General features: G+C 70.9%; 20 protein-coding genes. 12 read left to right on the forward strand and 8 right to left on the reverse strand.

The annotated features are described in order from the left end of the window. Window positions 1-751, reverse strand: a 751-nt coding sequence (locus tag CCR97_RS15665) for a LysR family transcriptional regulator (RefSeq protein WP_244670479.1), incomplete at its 3' end; no start/stop codon positions are given. Window positions 752-876: 125 nt separating this feature from the next. On the opposite strand from CCR97_RS15665, the gene CCR97_RS15670 reads away from it, so the two are divergent. After that, window positions 877-1,293, forward strand: a complete 417-nt coding sequence (locus tag CCR97_RS15670; RefSeq protein ID WP_111356972.1) for a tautomerase family protein — start codon at window positions 877-879, stop codon at window positions 1,291-1,293. On the opposite strand, the gene CCR97_RS15675 is transcribed toward CCR97_RS15670, so the two are convergent. After that, the gene (locus CCR97_RS15675; protein ID WP_111356973.1) at window positions 1,290-1,778 is read right to left on the reverse strand and encodes a MarR family winged helix-turn-helix transcriptional regulator; all 489 of its coding nucleotides are present in this window, start codon (window positions 1,776-1,778) and stop codon (window positions 1,290-1,292) included. The two genes, CCR97_RS15670 and CCR97_RS15675, sit on opposite strands and share 4 nt — an antisense overlap. Before the next feature lie 377 nt (window positions 1,779-2,155). Here CCR97_RS15675 and CCR97_RS15680 point away from each other — a divergent pair, with 377 nt between their 5' ends. Continuing rightward, window positions 2,156-4,018, forward strand: coding sequence for a phosphoenolpyruvate carboxykinase (GTP) (locus CCR97_RS15680; protein WP_111356974.1), 1,863 nt, complete (start codon window positions 2,156-2,158; stop codon window positions 4,016-4,018). Between the two features lie 124 nt (window positions 4,019-4,142). Here CCR97_RS15680 and CCR97_RS15685 read toward each other — a convergent pair whose 3' ends face one another. After that, window positions 4,143-4,631 carry an outer membrane protein assembly factor BamE gene (locus tag CCR97_RS15685; protein WP_111356975.1) on the reverse strand — a complete coding sequence of 163 codons (489 nt, stop codon included), beginning with the start codon at window positions 4,629-4,631 and terminating at the stop codon, window positions 4,143-4,145. 354 nt (window positions 4,632-4,985) lie between these two features. On the opposite strand from CCR97_RS15685, the gene CCR97_RS15690 reads away from it, so the two are divergent. From CCR97_RS15690 to CCR97_RS15715, 6 genes are all read left to right on the forward strand, one after another. Then, window positions 4,986-5,531 (forward strand): YceD family protein, encoded by a 546-nt coding sequence (locus tag CCR97_RS15690; RefSeq protein WP_111356976.1) that lies wholly within the window; start codon window positions 4,986-4,988, stop codon window positions 5,529-5,531. Between the two features lie 141 nt (window positions 5,532-5,672). Then, window positions 5,673-6,722, forward strand: coding sequence for a phosphate acyltransferase PlsX (gene plsX, locus CCR97_RS15695; RefSeq protein WP_111356977.1), 1,050 nt, complete (start codon window positions 5,673-5,675; stop codon window positions 6,720-6,722). Then, the gene (locus tag CCR97_RS15700; RefSeq protein ID WP_111356978.1) at window positions 6,719-7,696 is read left to right on the forward strand and encodes a beta-ketoacyl-ACP synthase III; all 978 of its coding nucleotides are present in this window, start codon (window positions 6,719-6,721) and stop codon (window positions 7,694-7,696) included. The genes plsX and CCR97_RS15700 overlap by 4 nt, the downstream gene beginning before the upstream one ends. A gap of 178 nt (window positions 7,697-7,874) precedes the next feature. After that, complete coding sequence (locus tag CCR97_RS15705; protein WP_111356979.1) at window positions 7,875-8,183, forward strand: integration host factor subunit alpha; 309 nt, start codon at window positions 7,875-7,877, stop codon at window positions 8,181-8,183. Window positions 8,184-8,208: 25 nt separating this feature from the next. Continuing rightward, window positions 8,209-9,075, forward strand: a complete 867-nt coding sequence (locus CCR97_RS32315) for a MerR family transcriptional regulator (RefSeq protein ID WP_338049088.1) — start codon at window positions 8,209-8,211, stop codon at window positions 9,073-9,075. A gap of 29 nt (window positions 9,076-9,104) precedes the next feature. Continuing rightward, complete coding sequence (locus tag CCR97_RS15715; RefSeq protein WP_111356980.1) at window positions 9,105-10,343, forward strand: lipid A biosynthesis lauroyl acyltransferase; 1,239 nt, start codon at window positions 9,105-9,107, stop codon at window positions 10,341-10,343. A 180-nt stretch (window positions 10,344-10,523) separates the two neighbouring features. On the opposite strand, the gene CCR97_RS15720 is transcribed toward CCR97_RS15715, so the two are convergent. The 3 genes from CCR97_RS15720 to CCR97_RS15730 all read right to left on the reverse strand — a co-directional run bounded on the left by CCR97_RS15720 (window position 10,524) and on the right by CCR97_RS15730 (window position 13,889). Beyond that, a complete protein-coding gene (locus tag CCR97_RS15720; protein ID WP_111356981.1) occupies window positions 10,524-11,381 on the reverse strand; it encodes a universal stress protein in 858 nt (285 codons plus the stop codon). Window positions 11,382-12,902: 1,521 nt separating this feature from the next. Next, window positions 12,903-13,406, reverse strand: a complete 504-nt coding sequence (locus CCR97_RS15725) for a glutathione peroxidase (protein ID WP_111356987.1) — start codon at window positions 13,404-13,406, stop codon at window positions 12,903-12,905. Between the two features lie 156 nt (window positions 13,407-13,562). Then, the gene (locus tag CCR97_RS15730; RefSeq protein WP_111356982.1) at window positions 13,563-13,889 is read right to left on the reverse strand and encodes an ATPase inhibitor subunit zeta; all 327 of its coding nucleotides are present in this window, start codon (window positions 13,887-13,889) and stop codon (window positions 13,563-13,565) included. Between the two features lie 358 nt (window positions 13,890-14,247). Here CCR97_RS15730 and CCR97_RS15735 point away from each other — a divergent pair, with 358 nt between their 5' ends. Both CCR97_RS15735 and CCR97_RS15740 read left to right on the forward strand, forming a co-directional pair. Beyond that, on the forward strand, window positions 14,248-14,493 hold the full coding sequence (locus tag CCR97_RS15735) for a hypothetical protein (RefSeq protein WP_111356983.1): 246 nt from the start codon (window positions 14,248-14,250) through the stop codon (window positions 14,491-14,493). A gap of 94 nt (window positions 14,494-14,587) precedes the next feature. Then, complete coding sequence (locus CCR97_RS15740) at window positions 14,588-15,178, forward strand: nucleoside deaminase (protein WP_111356984.1); 591 nt, start codon at window positions 14,588-14,590, stop codon at window positions 15,176-15,178. A 7-nt stretch (window positions 15,179-15,185) separates the two neighbouring features. On the opposite strand, the gene CCR97_RS15745 is transcribed toward CCR97_RS15740, so the two are convergent. Further along, entirely contained in the window at window positions 15,186-15,359 is a 174-nt protein-coding gene (locus tag CCR97_RS15745; protein WP_170145802.1) for a hypothetical protein, read from the reverse strand. 326 nt (window positions 15,360-15,685) lie between these two features. Here CCR97_RS15745 and CCR97_RS15750 point away from each other — a divergent pair, with 326 nt between their 5' ends. After that, a complete protein-coding gene (locus tag CCR97_RS15750) occupies window positions 15,686-15,868 on the forward strand; it encodes a hypothetical protein (RefSeq protein WP_146618729.1) in 183 nt (60 codons plus the stop codon). Between the two features lie 47 nt (window positions 15,869-15,915). On the opposite strand, the gene CCR97_RS15755 is transcribed toward CCR97_RS15750, so the two are convergent. After that, window positions 15,916-16,380, reverse strand: a complete 465-nt coding sequence (locus tag CCR97_RS15755) for an SRPBCC family protein (RefSeq protein ID WP_201159632.1) — start codon at window positions 16,378-16,380, stop codon at window positions 15,916-15,918. Between the two features lie 154 nt (window positions 16,381-16,534). Between CCR97_RS15755 and CCR97_RS15760 the strand changes: the two genes are divergently transcribed. Further along, window positions 16,535-19,375 (forward strand): DUF2339 domain-containing protein, encoded by a 2,841-nt coding sequence (locus tag CCR97_RS15760; protein ID WP_201159633.1) that lies wholly within the window; start codon window positions 16,535-16,537, stop codon window positions 19,373-19,375. The last annotated feature ends 144 nt before the right edge of the window (window positions 19,376-19,519 follow it).

Raw genomic sequence — 19,519 nt, forward strand, 5'->3', positions numbered from 1 at the left:
CCCAGTAATCATATTCGCGTTGCGCGAACAGATAGCGCGCGTTCGGGAAGGTCGGCACCCAGCGGTCATTGTCGCGCCGCGTGTTCCAGCCGACGTGATCGGTGTGCAGATGCGTGCACATCACGATGTCGATGTCGTCGACCGACATGCCGGCGGCGTCGAGCGCCCGCACGGCCATCACCCGGACGCTGCACGGCTCCGACTGGGTGGCGAGCCGCAGCGGCTCGCCGTCGCGATGCACGAAGTCCGGCGCGCCCATCCAGCCGAACGCGTCGGTGAGCAGCACCTCGCCGCCGCGCCGGCCGTCGTCGTGCTGCAGCACCACGGCGGCGTCGAGCGCGCCGCGGTCGAGCTCGATCAGCGCGTCGGCCGAGGAGGCGATCCGCAGCTCCAGCACGACGTTCGGCGCCGCCGTGCCCATGCGGCGGAGCAGGGCGGGCAGCCCGGGGCCGATGACGTGATGGCTGACGCCGACGACGAGCCGCCGGCGCGCCGGCGCGAACGCCTCGACGGCACTCGCATGGGCGGCGACCAGGCTGCGGGCCGGCTCCAGGAAGGCCTGGCCGTCGGCCGACAGCCGCACCAGCCGCGGCGTGCGCTCCAGGAGACGACGGCCGAGTCGCTCCTCCAGCCGGCGGATCTTCAGGCTGACGGCGGACTGGGTGGTGTCCAGCGCCTCGGCCGCGCGGGTGAAGCTCTTCAGCTCCGCCGCCAGCACGAAGGCCCGGACCGCGTCGACATCGAGGGTCATGGCATCGTCTCGGAAAGGCGTCATTTCAAATCGAAATCATAGATACAACGTACCATGGCATTCTGAAATGGAAAGCGCGGCGCTAGGTTCGGGCGTGTTCGGCACCAACCCGAGGGAGATCACCGATGCCACTGACCCGCGTGTCCCTGCGCCGGGGCAAGACCGCCGCCTATCGACGCGCCATCCTGGAAGGGCTCTACGAGGCGATGCGCGAGACCTTCGACGTGCCCGAGGATGACCGCTTCATGGTGATCAGCGAGCACGACGACGACGACTTCGTCTATGGCGCCCACTACCTGGGCGTCCCCCGCAGCGACGATCTGGTGCTGATCCAGCTCACCGTCAGCAACACGCGCACGCTTGCCCAGAAGCGCGCCCTGTTCCGCCGGATCGTCGAGCGCCTCGGCGACAAGCCCGGGCTGCGGCCCGAGGACGTGTTCATCAACCTCGTGGAGGTCCTGCCGGAGAACTGGTCGATGGGGCACGGTCGCGCCCAGTACGCCGACCTCCGGGAGGCGGCACCCGACCGGGTCGGCGTCTAGGTCTGGACGGTCTCGCTCAGCGGCACGGGGCGCTTCTGCGGGTCCGCCTCGAGCGCGGCCGAGAGGTTCGCCTTGATGGCGGCGAGACCGTCGCTCAGCCGGTGCTGCTGGTCGGCCGTGAGCCCGTCGAGCATCTCGGTCCGGGTCGCCAGGATCACCTCGGTCACCTGCGCGATCAGCGGCCGCGCCCGCTCGGTCAGGTGCACGCGCCAGAGTCGCCGGTCGCTCGCCATCGGTCGGCGCTCGACGAGGCCGCTCGCCTCGACGTGGTCGATCAGCCGGCCGACCGTCGACTTCTCGATCTCCAGCGCGTCGGCGAGCTCCGACTGCGACAGGCCGTCCCGCCGGACCAGCATCGCCAGCACGGCCCATTGGGCGCGCGTCAGGCCGAACGGCTGCAGGCGGCGATCGATCACCTTACGGAGCAACCGTGCGGCGTCGCCGAGCAGGAACCCCAGGCCTTTGTCGTCTTCTTGAATGATCATCGGACCGCTCCTGAGTACAGCCGGGCGGCGCCGACCGGCAAGCCCCGACCGGTCAGTCGCCGCAGCGTCGCCGGAGGGCGGGGCAAGCATAAAGTAAGCAAGCCAACCGTTGCGACGCCGACCAATTCATGCCCGCCGAGCCGGCTAGTCTGCGGCGGCGCGGCAAATGTACTGTTTCGATCTTGGATAAGGGCAGCGTATACTGAATGTAACGGATCGGAACGAGCAGTCTATCTCGGCCGGATCCGATGTATAGTAATAATCGAAATCGTTCTGTCCTAGACAAAAGTCAATGATACGGGCGCCCTGTGCCGGCACAATGCCGTCGGTTGCTCGACCGGCGGGACGATCTGCCGGGAGCCCGCAGGGAGATTTCGATGGATGCCGTCGTGACCGGCTCGACAGTCAATGCCAAGCTGCGTACCTGGGTCGACGAGATGGCGGCCTTGTGCAAGCCCGATCAGGTGGTCTGGGTCGACGGCTCGCAGGAGGAGTACGACCGCCTGTGCGACATGATGGTCGCGGCCGGCACCTTCATCCGCCTCGATCCCGCCAAGCGTCCGAACTCGTTCCTGGCCCGCTCCCACCCGTCCGACGTCGGCCGGGTCGAGGACCGCACCTTCATCTGCTCGATCAATCGCGACGACGCCGGTCCGACCAACAACTGGAAGCCGCCGGCGGAGATGCGGGCGACCCTGCGCGGCCTGTTCGACGGCTGCATGGCCGGCCGGACCATGTACGTCATCCCGTTCAGCATGGGCCCGATCGGCTCGCCGATCGCCAAGATCGGCGTGCAGATCACCGACAGCCCCTATGTCGTGGTCAACATGCGGATCATGACCCGCATGGGCACGGCCGTGCTCGACGCACTCGGCCCCGACGGCTCCTTCATCCCGTGCATGCACTCGGTCGGCGCGCCGCTGTCGCCCGGCCAACAGGACGTGCCGTGGCCCTGCGACGGCGACATCAATCGCAAGTACATCGTGCACTTCCCGGAGACCTACGAGATCTGGTCCTACGGCTCGGGTTACGGCGGCAACGCGCTGCTCGGGAAGAAGTGCCTGGCGCTGCGCATCGCCTCGGTGATGGCGCGCGACGAGGGCTGGCTCGCCGAGCACATGCTGATCATGGGCATCCAGGCGCCGAGCGGCGAGAAGACCTATTTGGGCGCCGCGTTCCCGAGCGCCTGCGGCAAGACCAACCTCGCCATGCTGGTGCCGCCGGCGGCCTTCGACGGCTGGAAGGTGCTCACCGTGGGCGACGACATCGCCTGGATCAAGAAGGGCCCGGACGGCACGCTGCGGGCCATCAATCCGGAATCGGGATTCTTCGGCGTCGCGCCGGGCACCAACACCAAGTCGAACCCGAACGCGATGAAGACGATCGAGAAGAACACGATCTTCACCAACTGCGCGCTGACCGACGACGGCGACGTCTGGTGGGAGGGCATGACCGACCAGCCGCCGGCCCATCTGATCGACTGGAAGGGTGAGGACTGGACGCCGGGCTGCGGCCGCCCCGCCGCGCATCCGAACGCGCGCTTCACGGCGCCGGCCGGCCAGTGCCCGTCGATCGATCCGGCCTGGGAGGATCCGGCCGGCGTGCCGATCAGCGGCTTCGTCTTCGGTGGCCGGATGAGCAAGGAGATGCCGCTGGTGTTCCAGGCGTTCAACTGGAGCCACGGCGTTTATCTCGCTGCCACCATGGGCTCGGAGGGCACCGCGGCGGCGATCGGCCAGGCGGCGATGCGGCGCGATCCGATGGCGATGCTGCCGTTCTGCGGATACAACATGGCCGACTATTTCGGCCACTGGCTCAATGTCGGGCGCAAGGTGCCGAACCCGCCGCGCATCTTCCGGGTCAACTGGTTCCGCAAGGACGAGAACGGCAAGTTCCTGTGGCCCGGCTTCGGCGAGAACATGCGGGTGCTGAAGTGGATCGTCGACCGCCTGCACGGCCGCGGCTACGCGGTCGAGAGCCCGATCGGCTGGATGCCGCGCCACGAGGACCTCGAGTGGACGGGCCTCGACTATCCGGCCGACACCTTCTACGCGCTGATGGCGGTCGGCCGCGAGGAGGGCGCCAAGGAGGCGCATGCCCACGAGGAGCAGTTCGACAAGTTCTTCGACCGGCTGCCCAAGGAGTTCATCTTCGAGCGTGAGCTTCTGCGCTCGCGCCTGTGGCGCTCGCCCGATCGCTGGGAGCTGGCGCACGAGGACGTGGTGCGGCCGGCCGTCTGAGGATCGGACGGGCGGCCGGAGCGAAGCGTGACAGACCGAAGGGTCGCGGGCGGGCAGGCGTCAGGGTCGGGCGTCGCTCGCCCGCCCGGCGTCGGCCTGAACCGACGCCGCGGTCAGGCCCGGCTCACCACCACTTCAGCGCCTTGAGGGCGTAGCTCAGATAGTTGAGCTCCTGGCCGGCGGTCGGGGTGGTGCGGCTGACGAAGTCGAACACGCGGCCGTCCTTGATGCCGTAGTTGGCGAGGCGCTCGACCTTGCGGTTCTTGTCGAAATAGACGGCGACGACGCGGCGGTCGACCTCGTTCTGCGGCAGGAAGGAGGTCTGCTCGGCGCGCTGCGAGATGTAGTAGAAGACCTCGCCCGAGACGGTGGCGACGGTCGATGGGGTGCCGAGCACGATCAGCACCTGTTCTTGGGAGGCGCCGAGCGGGATCTGCTCGAGCGCGCCCTCGGGAACGATGTAGCCGCGCTGGTAGGTCTGGGTGATGCAGCCGCCGAGCAGCAGCCCGAGCGCGAGCACGGCGGCGGCCGCGCCGCGGGCGGTCCGGCGCCCCTGGCGTCGCCCAGGATTCGCCGCTGCGGTCGTCGGACCTTCGCTCGTCGCTTGACGCACGTCTTACCCCCAATCGGCGGCGGCCGTCCGGCCCGGCCACGACCCGTCTGGTCGCGACCCGTCCGCCGGCACCGGCCGGGACCGCCCCGAGGTCCCTGGCCACCCTGTCCCCAGTGTTCGGCCGCACCATTGTCGCCCTCTATGGCGCGATCGTGGCACATCGGGCGTTTGCCGCCCATATCTGGCCCGATGCGGCCGCGGGGGCGGGGCGGCGCGGCGTGACGGAGCGGCCCGGGCGGCGTAAGAGGAGCGCCGCCGGGCGGGCGAGCCGGTCCGGAAGCCGGCCGAAAGGGCCTGCCCGCAACATCGTTCGGATCGGTCGAACCGATTCTCGTCGCGTGAAGGAGTGTCGCCATGCCGAATCCCGATCGTCCCTGGAGCGTGCCGGTGCGCCTCGACGACGTGCCGGAGGACGGTCTCGTCGTGTCGCTGTCGGCCGACTCGCCGGTGCGCGAGGCGATCGCCCGGCGCGGCGGGCTCACCGGCCTGCCGCGGCTCGACGCACGGTTCGAGGTGACCCGGCGCGGCTCCGGCCTGCATGTCGGCGGCACCGTCTCGGCGACCGCCGGACAGACTTGCGTCGTCACGCTCGAGCCGATGGAGAGCGCGATCGAGGAGGAGGTCGACCTCCTCTTCACCCCCGACGCGCCCGAGGAGGAGCCGGGGCCGCCGCGCGACCCGGAGGCCGAGGATCCGCCCGAGCGCCTCGTCGGCGGCACCGTCGATCTCGGAGCGATCGCCACCGAGTTCGTCCTGCTCGGCATCGATCCGTATCCGCGCAAGCCCGGCGCGACCTTCGGGACCGTCGAGACCGGGCCGCGCGATCCCGGGCCGTTCGCGGCGCTCGCCGCCCTCAAGGAGAAGGGTGGCGCGGGCGGCGGCAGCGATGGCGGTGGATGAGCCGAGGGGCAACTCCGTATCGGTGATTTCAGCCATTGTCAGGCGAAGCGAACGCGGTATTGTCGCCGCCTCTTCAACCCAGCGACTGGTCCGCGTCGGCCGGTCACCGGTGCGGTTGCGCACCGCCGGCAACGTCGGTTCATGTCTGAGAAGGTTCGCATCGCGCTGGACGCCATGGGAGGGGACCACGGGGCCGCGGTGCCGATCGCCGGCGCCGACATCGCCCTGACCCGGCATCCGGACACCAGGTTCATCCTCTACGGCGACGAGGCCGTGGTCGGTCCGCTGCTCGATGCGCGGCCGGCCTTGAAGGCGGCGTCGCGGCTGATCCACACCGACGTCGCGATCAAGATGGACGAGAAGCCGAGCCAGGCGCTGCGCCATGGCCGCTGGCGCTCGTCCATGTGGCTCGCCATCGACGCCGTGAAGAAGGGCGACGCCGACGTCGTGGTGTCGGCCGGCAACACCGGCGCCCTGATGGCGATGTCGAAGTTCCACCTGCGCATGATGCCGGGCGTGTCGCGGCCGGCGCTGGCCTGCCTGTGGCCGACACTGCGCGGCGAATCGGTCGTGCTCGACGTCGGCGCCTCGATCGGGGCGGACGCGCCGCATCTCGCCCAGCTCGCCGTGATGGGCAGCGCGATGGCGAGCGTGGTGTTCGATCTCGACCGGCCGAGCGTCGGCCTCCTCAATGTCGGCGTCGAAGAGGTCAAGGGGCTGGAGGCGATCCGCGAGGCCGCCCAGCTGCTGCGCAACGGCGCCTACGGCCAGATCGACTTCAAGGGCTTCGTCGAGGGCGACGACATCGGCGCCGGCACGGTCGACGTGGTGGTGACCGAGGGCTTCACCGGCAACATCGCCTTGAAGACCGCCGAAGGGACGGCTAAACAGCTCGCCTCGTATCTGCGAAGCGCGATGAGCCGCACGCTGGCCGCCAAGATCGGCTACCTGTTCGCGCGGCAGGCCTTCAAGACCCTCAAGGACAAGATGGACCCGCGCAAGGTCAACGGCGGTGTCTTCCTCGGACTCAACGGCGTGGTGATCAAGAGCCACGGCGGCACCGACGCGGAAGGGTTCGCGGCGGCCGTCGATCTCGGCTACGACATGGCCCGCTACGAGCTCCTCGCGAAGATCGGCCGGACCCTCGGGCAGTCGGCGCCCGCCGCGGTCGCCGGAGAGGTAGCGTCGTGACAGTCATCCGTTCGGTCGTCCGCGGCTGCGGCAGTTATCTTCCGGCCCGGATGCTCACCAACCACGATCTCGCCGCCATGGTCGACACCAGCGACGACTGGATCGTCCAGCGCACCGGCATCCGCCAGCGCCACATCGCCGCCGCCGGCGAGCACACGTCCGACCTCGCCGTGAAGGCGGCCGAGCGGGCGCTCGCGGCCGCCGGCATGGCGCCGCAGGACATCGACCTGATCGTTCTGGCCACCGCGACGCCCGACAACACCTTCCCGGCCAGCGCCGTCGCCGTGCAGGCGCGGCTCGGCATCACGGGCGGCGCCGCCTTCGACATGCAGGCGGTCTGCTCGGGATTCGTGTTCGCCGTCGCCACGGCCGATTCGATGCTGCGCGCCGGCGACTTCAAGCGCGCCCTGGTGATCGGCTCGGAGACCTTCTCGCGCATCCTCGACTGGAAGGACCGCACCACCTGCGTGATCTTCGGCGACGGCGCCGGCGCCATCGTGCTGGAGGCGCAGGAGCAGGCCGGCACCACGGCCGATCGCGGCGTGCTGGGCGCCAAGCTGCGCTCCGACGGCCGCCACAAGGAGAAGCTCTACGTCGACGGCGGCCCCTCCACGACCGGCACGGCAGGCTTCCTGCGGATGGAAGGCAAGGAGGTGTTCCGGCATGCCGTCGGCATGATGACCGGGGCCATCACCGACGTGCTCGCCGCCACCGGGACGACCGCCCAGGAGGTCGACTGGTTCGTGCCGCACCAGGCCAACCAGCGCATCATCGACGGCTGTGCCCACAAGCTCGGCGTCCCGAGCGAGAAGGTGATCTCGACCGTCGCGCAGCACGGCAACACCTCGGCCGCGTCGATCCCGCTGGCGCTGGACACTGCGATCCACGACGGCCGCATCAAGCCGGGCGACCTGGTGATGATCGAGGCGATGGGCGGCGGCTTCACCTGGGGCGCCGTGCTGATCCGCTGGTAGCGCGACGCCTCCGGCCGCGTCCGGGCGTGGGCCGTCTCCGGCCCCGGCCACGCCCGAAAGAAATCCCATTCAAATCTTCTGCCGCGTCGCACGGGCGGTGTTGACCCCGGCGGGCGAAGCTCATATCGTTGTAAATTCAGTAACATATAAAAGTCTATGGGTAGGCGCTGGGGCCACGATGAGCGCGAAGACTGTAACTCGGGCGGACCTCTGCGAGGCCGTTTATCAAAGGTTGGGACTTTCTCGCACCGAATCGGCCGCTCTGGTCGAGCTGGTCCTCAAAGAGATCACCGACTGCCTGGAGCGGGGAGAGACCGTGAAGCTCTCCTCCTTCGGCTCCTTCGTGGTACGCAAGAAGGGGCAGCGGATCGGGCGCAATCCGAAGACCGGCAAGGAAGTGCCGATCTCGCCGCGACGCGTGATGGTGTTCAAGCCGTCCGCGATCCTCAAGCAGCGCATCAATACCGACGGCGCGGCGGAGCCGTGACCGCGGACAGGGTGGGGGGACTGGCGTGAACAAGGCGCCGGAAGCATTCCGCACCATCAGCGAGGTCGCCGAGGAGCTCGCGCTGCCGCAGCACGTGCTGCGGTTCTGGGAGAGCCGTTTCCCGCAGGTCCGCCCGATGAAGCGGGGCGGCGGGCGACGCTATTATCGTCCCGACGACGTCGATCTTCTGCGCGGCATTCGCCATCTGCTCTACGGCGAGGGCTACACGATCCGCGGCGTCCAGCGCATCCTGCGCGAGCAGGGCGGGCGCTTCGTCCAGACCGTCTGGCAGGAGGGCGCGCCGCAGCCCGAGCGCGTGCCGGAGCTGGACGGGACCGAGATCGAAGGCGCCGACCACGACGGCGAGGACGCCGAGGTCGCGGCGCTCGATCCGGGCGAGCGGGCCGAATCGGCGGCGTCGCCCGACGACACGGAGGCGCCGGAGCCGGATCTCGACACCGACCCCTACGGCCGCCGCGAGCCGTCCTTCGGTCCGCCGGCCGCCCCGGCGAGCCGGCTGCTGCAGCGAACGAATCACGTGCCGCTGGCGCGCGGCGAGGCGCCGCCTGCGCCGCTGCCATCGGCGCCCCCGCCCGCCACGCCTTTCGCGCCACCGTTCTCCCAGCCCGCCGTCCCGCCGGTCGTTGCGCCGCCTGTCGCGGCGGCGAGCCTGCGCGAGACGCTCCGCCCGGTCACGCAGGAGCCGCCGAACGACGAGCCGGACGACGCGCCGGACGCGCCGGCCGTGGTCGTGCGCGCCGCGGCCGTGCCGTTGCCGCCGGCCGGGCTCTCGGCCGCCGAGCGTGAAAAGCTCGGCGTCGTGCTGGGCGAGCTCGAGGCGTGCCGACGGCTGCTCGCCGAAACGTTGGCGGAGTCGGGGCGGGCGCCTTAGAAGAGACGGCGTCCCATTACCCGAGCCGCATGACCGACCTGACCTACGCGTACCGCGCGCATCCCCTCACGTCCGAGAAGACGTTTCGCCTGGAGCCCGATGCGCTGGCCTGGGACGATCGCGGCCGGCCGGGCCGGCTCGCCTTCGCCGACGTGGCCGCAGCCAAGATCTATCAGGAGCGCATTCCCGGCTCGGCCAAGTCCTACTGGGCCTGCGTGCTCTACCGGCGCGGCGGCACCGTGAAGCTCTCGGCCGCGCACCGCACCGGCCTCCTGTCCGTCGAGGACCGCTCGGCCGACTATCTGCCCTTCGTCGCCGCGCTCACCGAGCGGCTCGCCGCGGCCCGGCCCGGCCTGCCGATGCGCGAGCACCGGAGCCTGCTCGCCCGGGTCGATACCGGCGTCGGCCGGCTCGGGGTCGGGCTCCTGCGCCTCCTCGGCCGCTTCGATCTTCGCCGCACGGCGGCCGCGGCCGGCTGGCTGATGCGCAAGATCGGCCCGCGCCTGAAGGGGCACCGGGTCGCCGGCGAGCAGCTCGCCATGGTGTTTCCGCAGATGAGCGACGCCGAGCGTGAAAGCACGCTCGCCGGCATGTGGGACAATTTCGGCCGGCTGTTCGTCGAGTACGCGCATCTTCATCGGATGTGGGACTACGACTGGCGCGAGCCCCGGCGCATCGGCCGGATCGAGGTCGACGCCGCCTCGCACGCCGCGCTGATGCGGCTGCGCGAGACCGACGGGCCGGTGCTGTTCTTCACCGGGCACCTCGCCAACTGGGAGATCGTCCCGCTCGGTGCGCGGATGATCGACCGGGCGATCTCGGTGGTGTTCCGGGCACCGCGCATCGGCCCGTTCGTCAGCGAGATGATCCGGGCCCGCGAGGCCGGCGGCATGACCGTGATCGCGGCCGGCCCCGACACGCCGCTGCGTATCCGCGAGTCGCTGCGCCAGGGGCGCTTCACCGGCATGCTGGTCGACCAGCACTATGCGCGCGGCATCGACGTGACGTTCTTCGACCGCACCTGCAAGGTGAACCCGATGCTGGCGCGCTTCGCCCGGCTGTTCGACTGCCCGGTCTACGGCGCGCGCGCCGTGCGGCTGCCGGACGAGCGCTTCCGCTTCGAGCTCGTCGGCCCGCTCGACCTGCCGCGCGACGGCGAGGGCAGGATCGAGGTGCAGGGCGCGATGCAGCAGGTCACCGGCCTGATCGAGGCCTGGGTGCGCGAGCATCCCGAGCAGTGGCTGTGGCTGCACCGCCGCTGGCGCTGACGCGGCCCGAGGCTCCACAGTGAGCCGTCATTCCGGGGCGCTCGGGAGCGCGAAACCGGAATCCAGCCCGCAATGCCGAGGTCGCCGTTGGTTTCCGGGTTCGCGGCGGAGCCTGCGCCCGGACGGCGCGAAGCGCCGATCCGGGTGCCGCGCCCCGGAATGACAGTGAGCCGGCCGCGCTCAGTGTGCGGTCAGCACCGGGATCTCGGCATAGGTGAGGATGTGCCGGGTGGTGCCGCCGAAGATCATCTGGCGCAGGCGGCTCTGGGTGTAGGCGCCCTTGACGATCAGGTCGCAGCCGGCCCGCTGGGCGTGGTCCAGGATGATCGGACCGGCGGTGCGGTTGTCGCCGCCCTTGATCGAGGCGAGCGACGTCTTGATGCCGTGCAGGGCGAGATTGGCGGCGAGCTGCTCGGCCGACGGCCCCGGCACCACGGCGCCCTCGACGGTGAGGATCGTCACCTGGTCGGCGCGGCCGAGGAACGGCATCGCGAAGGCGGTGGCGCGGGCCTGCTCGGTCGAGCAGTTCCAGGCGATCAGCACGTGGCGCCCGACCGTCGCCGACGGCTTCGGCGGGGCGAGCAGGATCGGCCGGCCGCTCTCGAACAGCCCCGCCTCGAACGTGCTCATGTGCGGGCCCTGCGGGTCGGTGCTCGGCCGGCCCATCACGATCAGGTCGAAGATGCGGCCGTAATGGCCGACGAAATTGTCGCCTTCCGGCGCGTCGTCGAGCCAGGCCCAGCTCGGTGCGGTCTGCGGCCCGCGCGGCTGGCCGGCCGGCGGCGCCGCCGGCACCGCATGGTCGGCCATGAACTTGGCGAACAGGTCGCGCGACTGGCGGGCAGCCTCGGCGTTCTCCTCCTCGAAGAAGGCGAGCGAGGCGGAGGGAGCGACGTCCATGGCGACGACGGTCGGCACCGAGACCCGCACCGCGAAGCCTTCGAGCCGGCTGCCGAAGGTCTTGGCGGCCGTGAGCGCGGTCGACAGGGTCGACCACATGGCATCGTTGGGCTCGGTGGGGACGAGAATCGATTTCATGGCGGCTCGGACCCTCTGTGGCCGGTTGCGCCTGCGGGCAGGCCGGATCGCATTTCGTGATGAACGAGGCGCGTCCGCGGCGTGATCGATGCACGACACGAATAGGATGGAACCCGCCCTCCTGTCGAGCACGGCGGCGACTGTCGGACGATCGTGTCGCAGCACGGCGCGCGTCAGGGACGCGCCAAACTGGCGGTCTTTCCGCGGTCACAAACCAGCGCGCGCGGCGGCGTTCGGCGGGCGCCAATCCCGGGCGCAGCGCGCCGCGAACCAGGCCCCCGGGGACGATCGGACGTGGTCGCGTCCTCGCCGCCCGTCATGCGGACACCCGTGATGCGGCCCCTGGGTCCCCGCTCTCGCACTTAAGCGCTTGGTTGGGAGCTAAAGCAGTTTCCGCTGTAGTCGACCCACACTCCGCTCATCCCCCCGCAGGCGGGGATCCGGAGTCACACGTCGTGGCGCCCCTGGGTCCCCGCCTTTGCGCTACGGGATGAACACATCGCGTTCCACGCATGAGAGCGTCGTGCGCGGGCCCGACCCGCGCATCCATCACCTTCACCAAGATTCATTTGGTCACAGAGAGATGGATCGCCGGGTCAAGCCCGGCGACGACGTCGGAGTGAGCGGCCGGCGTGTTTGCCTCTCACTGAAACTTCGGAGCTTCAGAGTTGTGTGCATCCCGTAGCGCCTTCACGGGGACGAGCCGAAGTCGGTTCCGATTCATCACCGCCGAAAGCTGCTCCCAGGCAAAGCCTCTCGGAGGTCGTCGTCCGCGCATGCGAGCATCAGGAGCGCGTTCGGTGGCCTGATCACGGTGCCCGTCGATCTGATCACGTCGGACCATCGAGGTGAGCGGAGAAGAGGCGTCCAGGACGACGCCCGAAGGTCGCGAGCGATCTGACAACAACAAAAAACGCTCGCTGCGGGGCAGGAGCGTTCGGTCGGTGTCCGGAAATTCTGAAGAGGAAGGCGATGATCGGAAGCGGTCTATGTGGGCTTTGCCTCACTGATGCAGCCCGAGGGGACCGCTTCCGACCTGATCCGTTGTGGGGGTAGCCGCTTCACCGAGATCCCAACGAAGACCATCAGTGTTTAACGCGGCTTTGCGAGCCCGGTGGCATTTCACCTCCCGCTCTCTGCGCCGGTGCTCACGAGCTGGGTAACAGCGCGTCAGCCGCCTGGCTCATCATCGGCTTCGACCAGTTCTTCGGATCAGTGGATCGACCGGAACCATCTCGAAGCTGACGATGAGATCGTCGCGCCGATGCCGGGTTTTGTCAAGACGATCGCGACTCGATGGGTGAATTTCTTGTTGCGATCGTCGGATGCCCGACCACTGCGCCGCAGCATCGCGACCCGACGCCCGCGGCGAGCAGAGGGCCGACGCAGCGAGCGCGGCCGGAGGTGCAGACACCACGCCACCGACCATCTCCGCCGCGCTCGTCGCGGCGCGGCCGCGCCGCGAGCACGCCGACGGCGTCGTGATATCTCACGTCATCTGATCACGTGATCAGCGTCCGATCAGGCGAGCATCGTCGCGACCGCGGTGACGATCCGCGTGTCGGTCGGCTCGACCGGCGTGCCGAACGCCGCGGCGATGCGGCCGTCGCGATCGATCAGGTACTTGTGGAAGTTCCAGCGCGGCGTGTCGAGCGGCCGCTCGAGCGCGGCCCAGCGGTAGAACGGATGCGCGTCGGCGCCGCGCACGCGCGTCTTCGCCGCGATCGGGAAGGTCACGCCGTAACGATGCGTCGTGTGATCGATGCTCGCCGGATCACCGGGCTCCTGGCCGCCGAAGTCGTCCGAGGGGACGCCGACGACGAGCAGGCCGGCGGCGCCGAAGCGCTTCCACAGCGCCTCGAGCCCGGCATATTGCGGCGTGTATCCGCACAGCGACGCCGTATTGACGACGAGGATCGGCTTGCCGGCCTGTGCCGCGAGCCGGATCGGCTCGCCCTCGGGCCGGGCGAAGCTGTGGGTCCACGCATTGGCGCGGCTGCGGTCGGTCGCGCGGGCGGCCGGCATTGCGCCGGCCGTGGCGGCGGCCGCCACGACGGATCCGAGAAGGGCTCGACGGTCGATGGTCACGACACGCCCCTTGTTGAACGAGAATCGCGCGATCTGATCACGTCGGCTCGTGATCACAAAGCGGCGTGATCACCAAGCCGCCGCGATCGACCGTCAGTCGGTCGCGCTGAGCTGACCCATGGCGTCGCGGTGCAGTTCGCCGATCTTGCTCGCGACGGCGTCGCGCGAGATCGGCACGCCGGCGCGGTTGAGATCGTACCAGAGCTTCTGCACGATCGCCTCGCTGCCGTTCATCGTGCCGGAGGCGTGCACCTCGGCCGCATAGATCGCCAGCGTGTCGTCGCGCATCCGCATCAGGCGCCCGGCCCACAGGCCGGCCAGCGCGTTGCGGCGCGCCGGGATGCTGTCGCGGGTGTCGGCCTCGGGGCACCAGTCGCGCGTCGTGGCGCGGCGGGCGATCGTCTCGACTTCCATGGTCATGCGGGGTCTCCTCCGGTCCCTCGATACGACGGCTCCTGGTCGATACGCCGGAGCACCGGCCTTGGAGCAGTCTGCGATCGGCCCGGTTCGATGCGGCCCATGCGACACGGCGTGTCGGGCCCCGGCCTCGTCCGGTCCTGATCGGGAGGAGTACTTATAGACGAACGTCGCATCTGTCCAGCGACGGGAGGCCGCGCCTGGCCGCACGGGACGGGAGTAGCCGCATCGGTTTAGCCGGGCGGCCGGCACACGCGCCCTCGAACCCGGATGCGCATCGCGGGCACCAATCGCGATCGGACCGCCGGCCCCCCGGCGGTCGCACCCTCGCGACGGGAGGAGGCCGATGGGACCAAGGCCGATGGCACGACGACTGCGCGTTCTGACGGTGGGGCTGCTGCTGGGCGGGCTCGGCGCCGCGACGGCGAACGCCCAGGGCGAGTATCGCGGCACGCCGGCCCAGCAGCGGGCCTGCCGGCCGGACGTGTTCCGGCTGTGTGCCGGCGAGATCCCGAACGTCAAGGCGATCACGGCCTGCCTGGCCGCCCGGGTCAGCCGGCTGAGCCCGGATTGCCGGGCCGTGTTCGAGGCGGCCGGGTACCGATAGTCGAGGGCGACACCGTCGCGGCCGGAGGTCGACCTTCGGCCCGCTTGTTTGTGGGCGCCGCGTTCCGCACAATCCCGTCCGGGCGAGGGCGGGCATGGACGCGGGACGGATCGCGGCACGCGACGAGCAGATGATGCGCCGGGCGATCGCGCTCGGCCGCGACGGCGGCCGGCGCGAGCTGCCGTTCGCCTGCGTGGTCTGCCGCGACGACGAGGTGATCGCCGAAGCGACCAACGCTGTGCGGCAGGACCGGGACGTCACCCGCCACGCCGAGATCGTCGCGATGGCGCAGGCGCGTCGCGTGCTCGGCCGCCGCAGCCTCGCCGGCTGCACGCTCTACACGACGGTCGAGCCGTGCGCGATGTGCTCTTTCGCGCTCCGCGAATCGCGCGTCGGCCGGGTCGTCTTCGGGCTGCGCTCGCCGCTGATGGGCGGCCATTCCAAGTGGAGCATCCTGTCCGACCCCGAGCTGTCGCGCGCCATGCCGGAGGTGTTCGGGCCGCCCCCCGAGGTGCGCTCCGACCTGCTCGCCGGCGAGGTGGAGCGGAGCTGGTTCGGCTGGAACCCGCTGATCTGGACCATCATCCGGATGCGCGGCTGCTTCACGGTGCATCACGGCGGGGCGTCGCCGGCCGTGGCGCGGCCGCGCCGGCGCATGCTGCGGGCGCTGTTTCCCGGATTCTGATCCCGCGTCACCGTTGCGCCGTGGCATCCGCCGGCGTGCCGGCCGGGTCGGCGCCGCCATGGGCGCCGCGCATCGGCAGCATCAGGCCGAGCATCAGGCAGGCGAGGAACACCAGCGCCAGGGCGATCGCCAAGGTCCGGCCGGGGCCGGCCGGCAGCGGGGGGAGCGAACGGACGGTCATGCGAGCCTCCTCGAAGCAGACGACCGCGACGCAGAACACTTCGAACAGGGACGGCCTCGAACGGAGATGTCCTCGAACGCGCCGGTCGGGCGGCTCATCGGCCCGGCACCAAAAGCCTGCGCCGGTGCCGCGGCGGCGCCATGCGCCACGTCAACAATCGGCGTTCGTCGCGGGTTCGGAACGGCGCCGTCACGCTTCGGGCCGACCCGCCGACCGGCAAGACGGCGGTAACCACCGCAGGCGTCGCGGGCGATCGCGATGCCGAGGGCTCGAACGCGACGACGGCCCGGCGCGACAACACCACACCTCCGCAACGGACCGCGCCGATGTCGCCGCTCGAACGCCTCGCCTACGCCGCCGCCGGCCTCGCCCTGGTGCTCGGCGGGCTCGTCTCGACCGAGCTCGGCGCGTCCCGTCGGCTCGCTGCGGCAACGCCGGTCGTCGCGGCCGGTGCGCCGTGCATGATCGTTCCGGACTGCCTGCGCCCGTCGCGTCCGGCGGGGGGCTGAGGCGGCCCATGCCCGAGCCTCGTTCGGTCGCGCGCGTGGCCGCGTGCTCAGCCCCGGCGCAGGCGTGCGACGAGGCCCTGGTGGCCCTGGCGCATCACCACGTCGTGGTTCCAGGTGAAGGCTCTTCGCGCGAGCGGGGCGACGAGACGCAGGCCCGGCGCCGCGACCGTGACGGTCCAGTCGTAGGTGACGCGGGTGCCGCCGCGCGTCGCGGCGAGCCGCCAGCGGCCGGTGCCGTCGAGCGTGCCGGAGGCACGCCCCTCGATCAGCGCCAGCGGCTCGACCCGGGTGGTGAGGATGTCGAAGGCCATGCGGAAGGGCAGGGCCGTCTTCCACTCGAAGCGGAGGCGCGAGCCGACGCCGGAGGCTTCGCCCGGATCGATCACGTCGGCCCGGATGACGGCGGGCCACCACGCCGGCCAGTCCTGCGGCCGCATCAGCTCGGCCCAGACCCGCTCCGGCGCCGCCGGAACGTCCCAGGTCGTCAGCAGATGAAAATCGGCGCGCGACATGCGCGATCCTGCGCCGGCGAATGCGGCCCGGCGAGGGCGCCGCCGGTCGTGCCGCTCGATTGCTCCGTCGTGCTTCACCCGCCGCAAACGCTTTCCGCGTAGGCTGTTCCTCCTTCCGATACCGCTGCCCTGTTGCAGACGCAGAGAGGCCGACATGGAAGTGCTCGCGCTCTTGGCCGCCGTCGCGGCGATCATCCTGGCCTGGAGCGAGACGCGCCGCGTCGCCGAGCTGAAGGCGCGGCTCGCCGGGCTCGAGCAGCAGATGATCGCCTTGCGCGAGGAGGTGCGGAGCGAGCCGCCGGTCAGGCCGGTGCGCCGCGAGGACTGGCGGCCGGACGCGGGCGCGCCTGCCGCGGAGCCCGTGGCCGAGCCGTCGCCACCGTCGCCGCCCGAAGCGACCGGGACGAAGGCCCCCGACGAGACCGCGGCCGCCGCCGCGCCGCCCCAAACGCCCGTGCCGCCGGTGCCCCCGCGTCCTGTTCCGCCGTCCTCCGTGCCGCCCGTGCGGACCGCCGCCGCGACCGGCGCCGTCGCGCCGCCTCCGGCATCGGCGCCCGCTCCGGTGTCCGCGCCGGAGCCCGAGCGCGGCTTCGAGGAACGCTTCGGCACCCAGTGGGTCGTGTGGATCGGCGGCGTCGCGCTGGCGCTCGGCGGCATCTTCATGGTCCGCTACTCGATCGAGCAGGGCCTGCTCGGTCCCGGCGTGCGGGTGACGCTCGGCGCGCTGCTCGCCGCCGCGCTGGTCGCCGCCGGCGAGTGGACGCGACGCAACGAGGTGCGCCTCGGCGCCGTCGCGGTGCCCAGCGCGCATGTGCCGAGCATCCTGACGGCGGCCGGCACCACTGTCGCCTATGCGACCGTCTACGCCGCCTATGCGCTCTACGGCTTCCTGGCGCCGCCCATCGCCTTCCTGCTGCTCGGCGTCGTCGCGCTGGCGACGCTCGCGGCGGCGCTGCTGCACGGCCCGGCGCTCGCCGGGCTCGGGCTGGTCGGCGCCTATGTGACGCCGCTCCTCGTCTCCACCGAGGAGCCGAGCTTCTGGGCCCTGTACCTCTATCTGATCGTCGTCACGGCGGCCGCCTATGCGCTGGCGCGGGCGCGCCTGTGGCGCTGGCTGGCGCTGACCGCGGTCTGCTTCGCGAGCGCCTGGACGCTGCCCGGCATCGCCGAGGCGGCGGTCGCGACGGCCGTGCCGCACGCCGTCTACATGGTCGTCGGTTTCGCGCTCGCCGCCACCCTGATCGTCGCCGGCCTGCTGTTCGGGCCGACCGCCGAGCCCGACACGGTCGACGAGATCTCCTCGCTTTCGCTCGCCGCCTGGCTGGTGCCGGCCGGGCTTTTGACGATGGTCAGCGGCCACGACTCCGTCGCGCTAACCGGCTTCGTGCTGCTCGTCGTCGCCACGGTCGGGATCGCCTGGCGGAGCACGGCGGCGCTCGGCGCCGTGCCGGTCGCGGCCGTGCTCGCCGTGCTGGTGATGGTCGAATGGGCGACCGAGGCACGGCTCGACAGCCTGATCGCGCCGGCCGGACCCGTGGCGGGCGCCGTGCCGGAGCCGGTGCGCGCCTCATTCACGCTGCATCTCCTCGCCGGCTTCGGCTTCGCGGCGCTGTTCGGCGTCTCCGGCTTCTTCGCTCAAGGCCGCAGCGAGCGGCCCGTGATCCCGCAGATATGGGCCTGGTGCGCGATCGCGACGCCGCTGACGATCCTGATCGCGCTCTACTGGCGGATCGCCGGCTTCGACCAGTCGATCCCGTTCGCCGGGCTCGCGCTGCTGCTCGCCGCGCTCTTCGCGGTGGCGACCGAGACGCTGGTGCGGCGTCCGGACCGGCCCGGCCTCGCGGCGGGGCAGGCGATCTTCGCGGTCGGCACCATCGCGGCGCTGGCGCTGGCGCTGACCATGGCGCTGGAGAAGGGCTTCCTCACCATCGCGCTCGCCCTGACGGTGCCGGGCATCGCGCTCGTCGAGCGCCACCGGCCGCTGCCGGCGCTGCGCTGGCTCGCTGCCGCGATGTCGCTCGTGGTGCTCGCCCGCATCGGCTGGGAGCCGCGCATCGTCGGCGATGCGGTCGGCGACACGCCGATCCTCAACTGGCTCCTGTGGGGCTACGGCGTGCCGGCGCTCGCCTTCTGGACCGCCGGGCATCTCCTGCGCCGGCGCGCCGACGACGCCGCGGCCCGCACCGTCGACGTGCTGGCGATCCTGTTCACGGTGCTGCTGGTCACGCTGGAGATCCGCCATTTCGTCCAGGGCGGCGACGTCTACGCCGTGCCGCGGCGCCCGCTCGCCGAGGTCGGCCTCCAGGTGGCGGCGTGGCTGGCGCTGGCCATCGGGCTCGAACGGCTGCGGCTGCGCACCCGATCGATCGTGCACGATCTCGGCGCGCTGGTGATGGCCGTGCTGGCGCTCGTTGGCATCGTCGGTGGGCTGGTCGTCGTCGCGAACCCGCTGATCACCGGCGACGCGGTCGGCGGGCCGGTCGTCAACCTGATCCTGCTCGGCTACGGCGTGCCGGCCGTGCTGGCCGCGACGCTGGCGCTCGTCGCCCGCCATACCCGGCCGATGGCCTACCGGGCGGTCGCCGCGACGGCCGCGGTCGGCCTCGCGCTGATGTGGCTCAGCCTGGAAATCCGCCGCGTCTATCACGGCGCGGTTCTGACCAGCGGGCCGACAGGCGATCTCGAGCAGTACACCTATTCGGCCGCCTGGCTCGGCTTCGGCGTCGTGCTCTTGCTCGCCGGCATCCTGCTGCGCTCGCAGCCGGCCCGGCTCGCCTCCGCGGCCGTGGTGACCCTGACGGTCGGAAAAGTGTTCCTCTACGACATGGCGGGACTGACCGGCATGTTCCGCGCCTTGTCCTTCATCGGCCTCGGCCTAGTCCTGGTCGGCATCGGCCTCCTGTATCAGCGCCTGCTGTTCCCGCGACGGCCCGCACCGTCGCCGTCGCCGGCGACGACAGACACGCCGCCGGAGGGCGGGGGAGGGATCCCGTAGCAGTCGCCGAGACACGACCGGTCGGTGGTCGTCGTTCGCGGAGGCGAGGGATTTGACTCGGTCATTCCGGGGCAGCGCACCGCGCCGAACCCGGAATCCAGCCGAAAAGGTGGAGCTTCTCGCTGGATTCCGGGTTCGCGGCTT

The sequence above is a fragment of the Rhodoplanes elegans genome, from assembly GCF_016653355.1.
GTDB classification, from domain to species: Bacteria; Pseudomonadota; Alphaproteobacteria; order Rhizobiales; family Xanthobacteraceae; genus Rhodoplanes; species Rhodoplanes elegans.

Bases quoted from the DNA above. Each gene is read 5' to 3' on its own strand.
- CCR97_RS15670 (WP_111356972.1), top strand. From the start codon at position 877: ATGCCACTGACCCGCGTGTCCCTGCGCCGGGGCAAGACCGCCGCCTAT.
- CCR97_RS15675 (WP_111356973.1), bottom strand. From the start codon at position 1,778: ATGATCATTCAAGAAGACGACAAAGGCCTGGGGTTCCTGCTCGGCGAC.
- CCR97_RS15680 (WP_111356974.1), top strand. From the start codon at position 2,156: ATGGATGCCGTCGTGACCGGCTCGACAGTCAATGCCAAGCTGCGTACC.
- CCR97_RS15690 (WP_111356976.1), top strand. From the start codon at position 4,986: ATGCCGAATCCCGATCGTCCCTGGAGCGTGCCGGTGCGCCTCGACGAC.
- plsX (WP_111356977.1), top strand. From the start codon at position 5,673: ATGTCTGAGAAGGTTCGCATCGCGCTGGACGCCATGGGAGGGGACCAC.
- CCR97_RS15705 (WP_111356979.1), top strand. From the start codon at position 7,875: ATGAGCGCGAAGACTGTAACTCGGGCGGACCTCTGCGAGGCCGTTTAT.
- CCR97_RS15715 (WP_111356980.1), top strand. From the start codon at position 9,105: ATGACCGACCTGACCTACGCGTACCGCGCGCATCCCCTCACGTCCGAG.
- CCR97_RS15720 (WP_111356981.1), bottom strand. From the start codon at position 11,381: ATGAAATCGATTCTCGTCCCCACCGAGCCCAACGATGCCATGTGGTCG.
- CCR97_RS15725 (WP_111356987.1), bottom strand. From the start codon at position 13,406: ATGCCGGCCGCCCGCGCGACCGACCGCAGCCGCGCCAATGCGTGGACC.
- CCR97_RS15730 (WP_111356982.1), bottom strand. From the start codon at position 13,889: ATGACCATGGAAGTCGAGACGATCGCCCGCCGCGCCACGACGCGCGAC.
- CCR97_RS15735 (WP_111356983.1), top strand. From the start codon at position 14,248: ATGGCACGACGACTGCGCGTTCTGACGGTGGGGCTGCTGCTGGGCGGG.
- CCR97_RS15740 (WP_111356984.1), top strand. From the start codon at position 14,588: ATGGACGCGGGACGGATCGCGGCACGCGACGAGCAGATGATGCGCCGG.
- CCR97_RS15745 (WP_170145802.1), bottom strand. From the start codon at position 15,359: ATGACCGTCCGTTCGCTCCCCCCGCTGCCGGCCGGCCCCGGCCGGACC.
- CCR97_RS15750 (WP_146618729.1), top strand. From the start codon at position 15,686: ATGTCGCCGCTCGAACGCCTCGCCTACGCCGCCGCCGGCCTCGCCCTG.
- CCR97_RS15755 (WP_201159632.1), bottom strand. From the start codon at position 16,380: ATGTCGCGCGCCGATTTTCATCTGCTGACGACCTGGGACGTTCCGGCG.
- CCR97_RS15760 (WP_201159633.1), top strand. From the start codon at position 16,535: ATGGAAGTGCTCGCGCTCTTGGCCGCCGTCGCGGCGATCATCCTGGCC.